Source organism: Streptomyces coeruleorubidus, from assembly GCF_008705135.1.
Taxonomy (GTDB): domain Bacteria; phylum Actinomycetota; class Actinomycetes; order Streptomycetales; family Streptomycetaceae; genus Streptomyces; species Streptomyces coeruleofuscus.
Genome location: NZ_CP023694.1, coordinates 99,230 through 110,037, shown reverse-complemented (window position 1 = coordinate 110,037; position 10,808 = coordinate 99,230). Strand labels below are relative to the sequence as shown.

8 protein-coding genes and 1 pseudogene are annotated in these 10,808 nt (G+C 69.7%); 3 read left to right on the top strand and 6 right to left on the bottom strand.

Translation table 11 applies throughout. The features are described from left to right. Positions 1 to 3: 3 nt before the first annotated feature. Positions 4 to 261 (bottom strand): annotated as a pseudogene (locus tag CP976_RS00550) (MMPL family transporter); the annotation flags it as partial. Between CP976_RS00550 and CP976_RS00545 the strand changes: the two are divergent. Together CP976_RS00545 and CP976_RS43210 are read left to right on the top strand one after the other, a co-directional pair. Next, on the top strand, positions 242 to 475 hold the full coding sequence (locus tag CP976_RS00545) for a GPP34 family phosphoprotein (RefSeq protein ID WP_229876491.1): 234 nt from the start codon (positions 242 to 244) through the stop codon (positions 473 to 475). The pseudogene CP976_RS00550 and the gene CP976_RS00545 overlap by 20 nt on opposite strands. Before the next feature lie 624 nt (positions 476 to 1,099). Then, complete coding sequence (locus tag CP976_RS43210; protein ID WP_229876489.1) at positions 1,100 to 2,443, top strand: C40 family peptidase; 1,344 nt, start codon at positions 1,100 to 1,102, stop codon at positions 2,441 to 2,443. Between the two features lie 98 nt (positions 2,444 to 2,541). Here the strand turns inward: CP976_RS43210 and folE are convergent, their stop codons facing one another. Beyond that, entirely contained in the window at positions 2,542 to 3,228 is a 687-nt protein-coding gene (folE, locus tag CP976_RS00535) for a GTP cyclohydrolase I FolE (RefSeq protein ID WP_190147045.1), read from the bottom strand. A gap of 535 nt (positions 3,229 to 3,763) precedes the next feature. On the opposite strand from folE, the gene tal reads away from it, so the two are divergent. Continuing rightward, positions 3,764 to 4,879, top strand: coding sequence for a transaldolase (tal, locus tag CP976_RS00525; protein ID WP_150478486.1), 1,116 nt, complete (start codon positions 3,764 to 3,766; stop codon positions 4,877 to 4,879). Between the two features lie 322 nt (positions 4,880 to 5,201). Here tal and yicI read toward each other — a convergent pair whose 3' ends face one another. Genes yicI through CP976_RS00505 form a run of 4 tightly spaced genes read right to left on the bottom strand, consistent with a single transcriptional unit; the run spans position 5,202 to position 10,799 of the window. Continuing rightward, positions 5,202 to 7,571 (bottom strand): alpha-xylosidase, encoded by a 2,370-nt coding sequence (yicI, locus tag CP976_RS00520; RefSeq protein WP_150478485.1) that lies wholly within the window; start codon positions 7,569 to 7,571, stop codon positions 5,202 to 5,204. Next, a complete protein-coding gene (locus tag CP976_RS00515) occupies positions 7,568 to 8,992 on the bottom strand; it encodes a GH1 family beta-glucosidase (RefSeq protein WP_150478484.1) in 1,425 nt (474 codons plus the stop codon). Before CP976_RS00515 ends, yicI begins: the two co-directional genes overlap by 4 nt. 13 nt (positions 8,993 to 9,005) lie before the next feature. Further along, a complete protein-coding gene (locus CP976_RS00510) occupies positions 9,006 to 9,833 on the bottom strand; it encodes a carbohydrate ABC transporter permease (RefSeq protein WP_150478483.1) in 828 nt (275 codons plus the stop codon). A gap of 3 nt (positions 9,834 to 9,836) precedes the next feature. Continuing rightward, positions 9,837 to 10,799, bottom strand: a complete 963-nt coding sequence (locus tag CP976_RS00505) for a carbohydrate ABC transporter permease (RefSeq protein WP_150478482.1) — start codon at positions 10,797 to 10,799, stop codon at positions 9,837 to 9,839. Positions 10,800 to 10,808 lie beyond the last annotated feature (9 nt).

The window sequence follows — 10,808 nt, the reverse complement described above, 5'->3', positions numbered from 1 at the left end:
GACTCAATCCCGGCCGACGGGGAGCCGCCGCACCGCTGCGTCCGGTCCGGTCGCGGAGGTCGGCACTCGCCTGCTCAGTGCCTCACCCTTGATGTCGATATTCGGCAGCACACGGTTCAGGATACGAGGCAGCCACCATGCCCGGTGGCCGAGCAGTGCCAGGACCGCGGGTGCGATCGCCATCCGGACCACGAAGGCGTCGAAGGCGACGGCGGCGGCCAGAGCGACGCCCAGCGTCTGGATGGTGGACGGTGCGGAGCCCGATGCCCGCACGGCGGCGCTGATCGGTCTGCTCTCCGCGAGCGGCACCCTGCCGAGTCTGCACCACATCCCCTGGTCGGGTGCGGTCCACCAGCGCGCGAAGCGGCTGGAGCAGGCGAGTTGGGGCGCCGAAGCGGTGAACACGGCGGTGACTCGCACCCTCGCGGCGGTCTCCGCGGGAGTCGCAGGCGCCGCGGCCGCCGTCACTGACTGAGCGGGCGCCGTAGGTCTCGAAACGGCCACGTCGGCTCCCCCTTCTGTGTGCCGGTGGGGCGCGGTGACGAGCGAAAACAGCAAGGCAGTTGGGGCGCCTATGGGCGGCAGGGGTCTTGGCGGTCCGTGCGGATCCTCCCCGGTGGCGGTTGTCGGAGTTCCCGCAAGAACCGTGTCACCAGCCGCAAACGGCGTGCTCAGCCCCCCTGACCTGGACGCTCGGGGCAGTTCTGCCTGTTGGTCGTCTCGGCAAGCGCCCGCCGCTCTTGGCGCTCGCTCGGTCGCCCATGATGTCCCCATCTGGTCCGAGGTCTGTACCTGTGAGATGGATTGCGTGGGGGCTGTGATTGAAGGGGGGGAAGATCACAGAAGCATATCGGTACTTTTCGGGCTTCGATCTTCACGAGAGGCTCACAAGTTGGCTAAGTTGACCACTACGTGCACAACTTCCGCCGACAGGCAGGTGGATTCGTGCACTCTCGGACGGAAGGAGCGCCCATTTCCATGGAGTCGGAACGAATCTCGCGCCCTGAAGTGACCGACTTCGCGGGCATGGCCAACTCCCTTGTCCCGGAGGCCTTCACTGTCGAGGCCCGTCTCTCGCGGTCTGGTGGTTCCCGCGTTGGTGAATGAGAGCGAGGGGCCGAGCCCTGACGAGGTCCGGCGGTGGATCGACAGCCTCTACGACCGGGCCGAGAGCGACACGGGTACCTTCAACGCGACCCGCGCCGCTGCGATCCCGCGCCAGCGGGGCGCGTCCGCCGGCAGCCGGTCCCAGCGGGACGCGGAGCCCACGGTCGGCACCCTTGCCCGGCAGTGGTTCGACGCCGCCCGTGCCAAGCTGGGTCCGACCATGTCGGCGTCGCAGCCGGACAGGAGGGTGCCGGTCCGTCCCGACCGCGCGCCCCAGGCAGCACGCCCCGTGCGCCCGGCGGAACCTCCCGCGGAACCCCGCGCTCTCGAAGCGCCCCCAGCACCCACCGGTGTTGCGCGGGAGCTGACCGGCGGATCAGCTCAGGCACCGACCGCTGGATTCCTCCCGGAGCTCTCCGGCCAGCGTGTCGCACCGGCTGCGGCAGGCGAGTCCCGGTGGGATGACGGCGCCTGGCGTTCCGGTGCACAACCGGTCCTCGGCGACGTGGCGGCGCGGCCGCTGTACGAGCCGGCATCAGCGCCCGCCCTGGAGTCCAGCCCCCTGCCCGGCCCGGAGTCCGCCGCGGCGCTGCCCACCGTCTCGCACCCCACCGCGGATACTCACCATGCGGATCTCCCAACAGGCGGGGTGGAGATGTACGGTGCCGGTCCGGCGACCGGTGCGATCGCACCGTATGCCACGGCTCTGTCAGCCGATCCCACCGCTCACTACACCTCCGGTCCACCGGCCGACGTGACCACCGCGACCTACGGCGCCGGTCTGCCGAGCATCCCTGCATCTGCCCTGGCGGCCCCTGTTGCGGAAGTGCCCGTGGAGCCGGTCGCCGCAGCCGCCCCCGCTGCACCGACAGGGGTTGCCGCCCCGACGGAACCGGTTACGGCAAGCGAGTCTCCCTCCACCTCCTTCACGCCCGGTGCCTACGGTGGATCCTGGCTGTCGCCGGAGGCCGGCTACAGCACGCAGGGCGAGCGGGTGGTCGCCTTCGCCCGAGCGCAGATCGGTCGTCCTTGCGTTTGGGGCGCGGTCGGGCCGGGATCGTACGACGCCCCCGGTCTCACCCAGGCCGCGTGGAAGGCTGCCGGCGTCATGCTGCCCCGGACCGCCCAGGCGCAGTGGGGAGCGGGAGTGCAGGTCTCGCTCGTTGACGTCCAGGTCGGAGACTTGGTCTTCTTCCACGACGACCTCGGCCATGTCGGCATCTGGAGCGGCGACGGCATGGTGATTCACGCTCCGGGGCCGGGAGCGTTCATCCGTGAGGAGTCGGTGTTCTTCGCCGGCGAGTCCACGATCAAGGGCGCGGTCCGCCCGGCTTGATGTCGGCAACCGACAGCTGACCAGGGCCCTCGACCAGCGCGAGTGAACTGGTCCGGCCACGGTGCCCCCGCGTGCAGGGGCCGGAACGCGGTGGGGGTTCAGGTGGGCATGCCGGTGAGGGAGAGGAATTCGGCGCGTGAGCGGGCGTCGTGGCGGAGTGTGCCGAGGAGGGTGGAGGTGAGGGTGCTGGAGCCGGTGGCCTGGACTCCGCGCAGGGTCATGCAGGTGTGTTCGGCTTCGATCACGACCCCGACGCCCTTGGGCTCCAGGTGGGTGTGCAGCCAGTCGGCGACCTGCTTGGTCAGACGTTCCTGGACCTGGGGGCGGAAGGCGAAGTGTTCGACGACCCGGGCCAGTTTGGACAGGCCGAGGATGCGGCTGCCGGGCAGGTAACCGACGTGTGCGGTGCCGATGACGGGCAGCATGTGGTGCTCGCACACCGAGCGGACGGGGATCCTGCGCGCCAGCACCAGCTCGTCGTAGCCCTCGTCGTTGGGGAAGGTCGTCAGGTCGAAGGGGCGCGGGCTGAACAGTTCGGCATAGGCGCGGGCCATGCGGCCGGGGGTGCCGTTCAGGCTCTCGGTGTCGGTTTGGATGCCGAGCGCTTCAAGGAACTGGGCGGCGGCGCGTTCGGCGCCGGGCAGGTCTATGCCGCCGGTGTCGTGGACGACGCGCAGCGGGGTGATGGACGGCATCGCGGTCTGGGGTCCGGGGATGCCGGCGAAGCGTGCGGGCATACCAGCCTTTTCCGGCGATGAGGCCGTGATCGGTGCGGTGGTGTCCATGACGTACTCCTCGTGAGACGTGAAACTGCGGGGGCGGGTAGCTGTGTGCCCAGCTCGTGGACCATTCGGTGCAGGATCGAACGGACCCTGCTTGCTGGGCGCTTGTAGAGCTTTTCGGGTCGGCCCGCTCCCGGATCGGTGCATCCGCTGCGTCGCTCGTAGGCGACGTCCAGCAGTGATTCGTCGGCCAACTGGTCCAGGTGGAAGGCAACGACGTGCTCGTGGAGCCTCCTGCGGGACGGCTCGTCCAAGGCGGCGACGGGGGAGACGCCGGTGCGGGGTGCTTCCTTCGGGTGGTCCACGGACACCAGTGTAAAACCAATAGGGATTGACTAAAGAAGGTTTCCGCGATTCTATTGTTAGTGAGGATTGTCTATAGAGGGATGGGTGTCATGCCTCCGCAGCGCTGCCACAGCATGCGGGAGTCTCACTGACGGCAGGCAGCGGCCACGGAAGGTGACGACACGGGTGGCATTCATCGCCTCACCCGCCTCGTCAGAGGGCATCGCCCGGGGCGGCGCTCGAGAGGAAGATCATGAGTGAGAACCTGGACCGGCTGGCCGCCGAAGGCGTAGCGGTCTGGCTGGACGATCTGAGCCGGGAGCGGCTCGCGAGCGGCCGGCTGACCGACCTGGTGGAGGAACAGCGGGTGGTCGGCATCACCAGCAACCCGACGATCTTCGCCAAGGCGATCCGCTCGGGTGCCCTCTACGACGAGCAGGTGAAGGGTCACGCCCGGCGCGGGGTTCGGGTCGAGGAAGCCATCAGGCTGCTGACGGCGTTCGACGTGCGCTGGGCCTGCGACGTACTGCGCCCGGTGTACGAGGCAAGTGACGGTGTCGACGGGCGAGTGTCGCTCGAGGTGGATCCGCGCGTCGCCCACGACACGGCGGCGACGGTCGCCGAGGCACGGGCCCTGTGGTGGTTGGTGGACCGCCCGAACATGTTCGTGAAGATCCCCGCCACGCAGAAAGGCCTGGAGGCGATCAGCACGGCGCTTGGCGAGGGCATCAGCATCAACGTGACCCTGATCTTCTCTCTGGACCGCTACGACCAGGTGCTCCGTGCCTTCCTGGACGGCATGGGCAGGGCGCATGCGGCGGGCCACGACCTGACGTCCATCGCATCGGTGGCCTCCTTCTTCGTCAGCCGGGTGGACACCGAGGTCGACAGCCGACTGGACAAGATCGGCACGCCGGAGGCACGGGACCTGCGCGGCCGGGCGGCAATCGCCAACGCACGCCTGGCCTACCAGCACTTCGAGCAGGCGTGCGCAGGGGACCGATGGAGAGCCCTGGCGGCGGCCGGGATGCGCCCGCAACGCCCGCTGTGGGCATCCACCGGGGTGAAAGACCCCGCGTACCGCGACACCCGCTACGTCGACGAACTGGTGGCTCCCGGGGTGGTCAACACCATGCCGGAACAGACCCTGCGCGCAGTCGCGGATCACGGCCGCATCCAGGGCGACACCATCCATGGCGCTTACGGGGAAGCCCAGCAGGTACTCGATGACCTGGCGGCTGTCGGAGTGTCCTATGAGGACGTGGTGCGTGTGCTGGAGGACGAGGGCATCCGCACGTTCAGGGCCTCCGGCAACGAACTCTTCGAGCAACTAGATGGCGAGCTTCACGCCAAGCGCGCCGCGGCCTGATGCAGCCGGTCGCCGACCGGACCGTCCCGGAGCAGTAGGCAATGCGGCACAGGAGAGGGCATGGCCGCGGTCACGGGATTCGCGATCGCCGGATCTGGCCTGGCCGGTGCGGAGCAGACCCTGGGGGCTTCAATGGCGCCCATTGTGCTGCTGCGCCAGGTGAACCAGCGACATGAAGTGACGCTCGCTGATGGCAGCCGCATCGGCCACGCGAGAGCTGCCCTTGACCGCCGACTCCTCACCGCGCCGCCTACCGGTGCCCGGAGGTATCGCAGTGATCGGCGCGGTGGGCATCCTGACTGTGTTGTCCGTGAGAACCGTGTCAGCTCCCGGTGAGTAGCGCCGTGAGGCGGGCCGTGCCCGCGGATACGGCGAGAAGAGTGCCGAGCGCGGTCCGCTCGGCCGACGCCGACGCCGACGCCGACGCCGACCCCGACGATCCGGTGTCGCCGGATTCCGCCTGCGCTCCGACCAGCAGCACCTGCCACGGCCCCGGTGCCCCCTGCGCGTCGACCGTGACCGTGTCGCCGTCGCGAGTCGTCCGAAAGACGGCCACCGAGCTGTCCCGGGCGCCCGGGGCCGGGATCCGTGTCACGACCGTCGCACCGTCGACGGGCGTGTGGACCCGTAGTGTCACCCCGTGCGCCCAGTCGTACTCCGCCGCGTCGTCGCTCACGCCGTACGGGATGACCGAGCCGGGCCGGGCGAGCAGGGGCAGGCTGTCGTAGCCGTACCGATCGCGCCGCCAGCCCGGCCCCTGGATCTGTTCGCCCGACAGCAGATGTGTCCAGGTGCCGTCCGGGACGTAGTAGTCGACGACGCCGTCGGCCGAGAACACGGGGGCGACGAGCAGGTCGTCGCCGAGCATGTACTGCCGGTCGAGGGTGTGACAGGCGGGGTCGTCGGGGAACTCCAGGACCATCGCCCGCATCATCGGCGTGCCGCGCTCGGCGGCCTGCTGTGCCGCACGGAACAGGTAGGGCATGAGCCGGTGCTTGAGGCGGGTGAAGTCGCGGGTGACCGCGACCGCCTCCTCGTCGTAGTCCCACGGCACCCGGTACGACTTGCTGCCGTGCAGCCGGCTGTGCGACGACAGCAGCCCGAACTGCACCCACCGCTTGAACACCTCGGGCGTCGGCGTGCCCTCGAAGCCGCCGATGTCATGGCTCCAGAAGCCGAACCCGGACAGGCCGAGGGACAACCCGCCGCGCAGCGACTCGGCCATCGCGCCGAAGTGCGACTCGCAGTCGCCGCCCCAGTGCACCGGGAACCGCTGTCCGCCCGCCGTCGCCGAGCGGGCGAAGAGCACGGCCTCACCGGCGCCCCGGGCCTCGCTCAGCACCTCGAAGACCGTCTCGTTGTAGAGCTGTGTGTAGTAGTTGTGCATGCGCTCCGGGTCGGAGCCGTCGTGCCAGACCACATCGGTCGGGATCCGCTCGCCGAAGTCGGTCTTGAAGCAGTCGACGCCCTGCGCGGTGAGCGCGCGCAGCTTGCCCGCGTACCACTGGCGTGCGTCCGGATCGGTGAAGTCGACCAGGGCCATGCCGGCCTGCCACAGGTCCCACTGCCACACATCGCCGTTGGCCTTGCGGACCAGATGGCCGTGCCGCTTGGCCTCCGCGAACAGCGCGGACTTCTGCGCGATGTACGGGTTGATCCACACCGACACGCGCAGGTCGTGCTCCTCCTTCAACCGGCGCAGCATGCCCTCCGGGTCCGGGAACACCTCCGGGTCCCAGGTGAAGTCGCACCACTGGTACTCGCGCATCCAGAAGCAGTCGAAGTGGAAGACGCCCAGCGGGATGTCGCGCTCGGCCATCCCGCGCACGAACCGGTTCACCGTCTCCTCGTCGTACGAGGTCGTGAACGACGTCGACAGCCACAGCCCGAACGACCAGGCCGGCGGCAGCGCCGGGCGGCCGGTCAGCGCCGTGTAGCGGTCCAGGACGTCCTTGGGCGTCGGACCGTACACGACGAAGTACTCCAGCGACTGGCCCTCGACGCTGAACTGCACCTGTCCGACGGCCTCCGAGTCGACCTCGTAGCTCACCTTGCCGGGGTGGTTCACGAAGACGCCGTAGCCACGGTTGGTGAGGTGGAAAGGGACGTTCTTGTACGCCTGCTCGCTCGCGGTGCCGCCGTCGGCCTGCCAGATGTCCACGCTCTGGCCGTTCTTCACGAACGGCGTGAACCGCTCACCGAGCCCGTACACCAACTCGCCCACATCGAGCGTGAGTTGCGCCAGCGAGTAGTGGCTGCCGTCGCCCTTGACAGCGAAGCCGGTGCCGCGCGCCTTCGCCGAGGTGAGGACGCGACCCTCCGCGGTGAAGTCCAGCCGCCACGGGGCCGCGGTGTCCACGCGCAAGGACAGCTTTCCGGCCGTGAGTTCCAGCAGCGAACACTCCCGGGTGACCCTTGCCGCGTGCCCGGGCCCGGTGCGCAGCGCGAACTCCGGGCCGCGCTCGGCAGCGCCCGCGTGGTGGGTGGAGCGGATGCCGATCACGCCCTCGGCGGGGGACCAGCACTCGACAGTCAGCAGCGGGCTGTTGAGGGTCTGGCCGCGGCGCGTGACGTGCCGCACGGGCGCGTAGAGCGTGAACCGGTCCTCGTCGACGCGGACGTCGGCGACCTCCGCGGCGTACGACGCCTGGACGCCTTCACGCATCATCCAGTAGCCGTCGGTGAACTTCATCGGAGGTCCTCACCAGGGGTGGTGCGGGCGCGGTGGGCGGCGATCAGCCGCTGGTACCAGCGGTAGCTGTCCTTGGGTGTGCGTGTCTGCGTGTCGTAGTCGACCCGGACGATGCCGAAGCGCTGGCCGTAGCCACGGGCCCACTCGAAGTTGTCCAGCAGCGACCACACGTAGTAGCCGCGCACGTCGACGCCCGCGCGCAGGGCGGCGGCGAGCGCGTCAAGATGGCTGTGGAGGTAGTCGACCCGTTCCACGTCGTGCACCCGGCCGTCGGCGTCGACGGTGTCCGCCTCCGCCGAGCCGTTCTCGGTGATCAGGAGCGGCGGCAGCCCGGGATAGCGCTCGGCCAAATCCACCAGCAGGTCCGTGAAGGTGTGCGGGACGACGGGCCAGCCCATGGTGGTGTGGCGGACGTCGTCGCGCCAGGTCTCCTCGGCCCGGACGTCGACCGCGGTGCGGGTGGCCGGGTCGGCGTCACGGTACGGGGCGTCGGAGACGGTGATCGGCCGGTAGTAGTTGATGCCGACGAAGTCGAGCGGTGCTCCGATGAGACCGAGGTCGCCGTCGAGGCGGTACGAGCCGTCGCCGCCGGGCAGCAGCTGGCCCCAGGTCTCGGCTTCGTGCTCCGGGTAGCGCCCGGCGAACAGCGGCTCGAACCACACGTCGTTGTGGAGCGTCTCGACCCGGCGTACGGCGGCCAGGTCGGCGGGGGAGTCCGTGGCCGGCAGCAGCCGGTCGGGGTTGAGCGTGATCCCGACCTCCCGTGCCCCCGCCGCGCGCAGGGCGTGCACGGCCAGCCCGTGGCCGACGAGCAGATGGTGGGCGGCGGCGAGCGCGCCGCGGCCCTCACGGGCGCCCGGGGCGTGGGCGCCCGCCGCGTAGCCGACGAAGGCGCTGCAGAAGGGTTCGTTTAGTGTGATCCAGCGATCCACCCGGTCGCCGAGCCGGGCGGCGACCACCCCGGCGTACTCGGCGAACCGCTCCGCCGTCTCGCGTACGCGCCAGCCGCCCCGGTCCTCCAGGGCCTGGGGGAGGTCCCAGTGGTAGAGGGTGGCGGCGGGGGAGATGCCGGAGGCCAGCAGCTCGTCGACGAGCCGGTCGTAGAAGTCGAGCCCGGCCGCGTTGACGGGGCCGGAGCCGGCCGGCTGGACACGCGGCCAGGCGACGGAGAAGCGGTAGCTGTCCACGCCCAGCTCGCGCAGCAGCGCGACGTCCTCGCGGTAGCGGTGATAGTGGTCGCAGGCGACGTCACCGGTGGCGCCGTCCGCGACGCGCCCGGGCTCGCGGCAGAAGGTGTCCCAGATGGACGGACCCCTGCCGTCCTCGTCGTACGCGCCCTCGATCTGGTAACTGGCCGTGGCGGCACCGAAGAAGAAGCCGGCGGGGAACTCGGGAAACTCGACGGACTCGGAGAAACTCACGGAAGGCACCTGCCTACTTGACCGACCCGCCGGTGATCCCGGCGGCGATGTACTTCTGGGCGACGACGAGCAGGATCGCGGCCGGTACGGCGGAGAGCACGGCGGTGGCCATGACCGCGCCCCAGTCGCTGACATGCGCGCCGACGAACTGGTAGATGCCGAGCGTGATGGGCTTGACGTCGTCCGTGGTGTTGAGGGTGAGCGCGAACATGAAGTCCGACCAGGCGAAGAGGAAGGTGAACAGTCCTGCCGTGATCAGGGCGTTGCGGCTCATGGGCAGCACGATCCGAACGAACGCGGTGAAGCGGTTCGCCCCGTCCACCATCGCGGCCTCGACGACCTCGCTCGGGATCGACACCATGAACGCCCGCAGCAGTACGACCGCGAACGGCAGACCGAGTGAGGCGTCCGCCAGGATCAGCCCCAGGTAGGAGTTGACAAGGTCGAGCTGCGCGTAGGCGCTGTAGAGGGCGTTGGCGATGACGATGCCCGGGACCATCTGCGTGATGAGCGTCGCGAAGACGATGCCCTGCCCGCCCCGGAGCCCGAACTGGGCGAGCCCGTACGCGGCGGGCGCGGCGAGCGCGAGGCAGACGACGACGGCGCCGAGTGCGACGACGAAGCTGGTGAGCAGCGAGCCGCCCTGGGTGCTGATCGCCGTGTCGAAGTTCTTCAGGGACGGTGAGAGGGGGAACCACTCGGTGGCGGCGATGCTCGACTCGGGCTGGAGGGCGGTGTTGAGCATCCAGTACACCGGGAAGAGCAGCACGGCGAGGATCAGCAGCGCGGCCGCGGTGTTCCACACCGAACGAACGCGCAGCAGGCTGGTCGGTCGTCTCATCAGTCACTTCCCCTTGCCGAAGTCGGCGCGGTTGGCCCGCAGGTACAGCACGGCGAAGACCGCGCTGATGAGGATCAGGACGTTGCCCACCACGGCGCCCTGGCCGAAGTCGAGCTGAAGGAAGGAGAGCTGGTACGTGACCGTGCCCAGCGTCTGGGTGGAGTCCGCGGGCCCGCCCGAGGTCAGCGCCAGGATCAGGTCGAGGATCTTCACCGTCGACATGAAGCCCAGCACGAGCACGACGGTGATCACCGGGCGCAGCATCGGCAGCGTGATGCTGCGGAACGTCCGCCAGGGGCCGGAGCCGTCGAGCGAGGCGGCCTCGTACAGGTCGCGCGGGATCTCCTGGAGACCGCCGTAGAGGATGACCATGTTGAACGGGATGCCGATCCAGATGTTGACCAGGATCGCCGACAGCAGGGCCACACCGGGGCTGCTCAGCCACGGCACACCGTCCTGCGGGGCCAGGCCGACCGCGTGGAGGGCGGTGTTCAGCATGCCGTGGTCCTGGTCGAGGATGCGCCGCCAGACGACGGCGGAGACGACCATGGGCACGAGCCACGGCAGCAGCAGGATGGCGCGCACGAAGCCGGAGAGCCGGAAGCGGCGGGAGAAGAACACGGCTAGGGCCAGGCCGAGGGTGAACTGGCCGAGCAGCGAGCCGACGGTGAACAGGGCCGTGTGCCACAGGGCGTCGGTGAACAGCTCATTGGCGAAGACGGCCCGCCAGTTGTCGAGGCCGTTGAACGGGGCCTCGCCGGTGAAGTACGTCTTCGGCGTGTAGTGCTGGAAGCTCATCACGATGTTGCGGACGAGCGGGTAGCCGAAGAAGAGCGCCATGTAGGCGAGCGCGGGAGCGACGAAGAGCCAGCGCAGCAGCCCGCGGCGCAGCGGAGCGCGGCCGGCGGCGGACTTCGTTTCGGCGGCGCCCGAGGCGGGTGCCGGGGAGGTGACGGTGGTGGTCATGGCCGGTTC

Bases quoted from the DNA above. Each gene is read 5' to 3' on its own strand.
- CP976_RS00545 (WP_229876491.1), top strand. From the start codon at position 242: ATGGTGGACGGTGCGGAGCCCGATGCCCGCACGGCGGCGCTGATCGGT.
- folE (WP_190147045.1), bottom strand. From the start codon at position 3,228: ATGGACACCACCGCACCGATCACGGCCTCATCGCCGGAAAAGGCTGGT.
- tal (WP_150478486.1), top strand. From the start codon at position 3,764: ATGAGTGAGAACCTGGACCGGCTGGCCGCCGAAGGCGTAGCGGTCTGG.
- yicI (WP_150478485.1), bottom strand. From the start codon at position 7,571: ATGAAGTTCACCGACGGCTACTGGATGATGCGTGAAGGCGTCCAGGCG.
- CP976_RS00510 (WP_150478483.1), bottom strand. From the start codon at position 9,833: ATGAGACGACCGACCAGCCTGCTGCGCGTTCGTTCGGTGTGGAACACC.
- CP976_RS00505 (WP_150478482.1), bottom strand. From the start codon at position 10,799: ATGACCACCACCGTCACCTCCCCGGCACCCGCCTCGGGCGCCGCCGAA.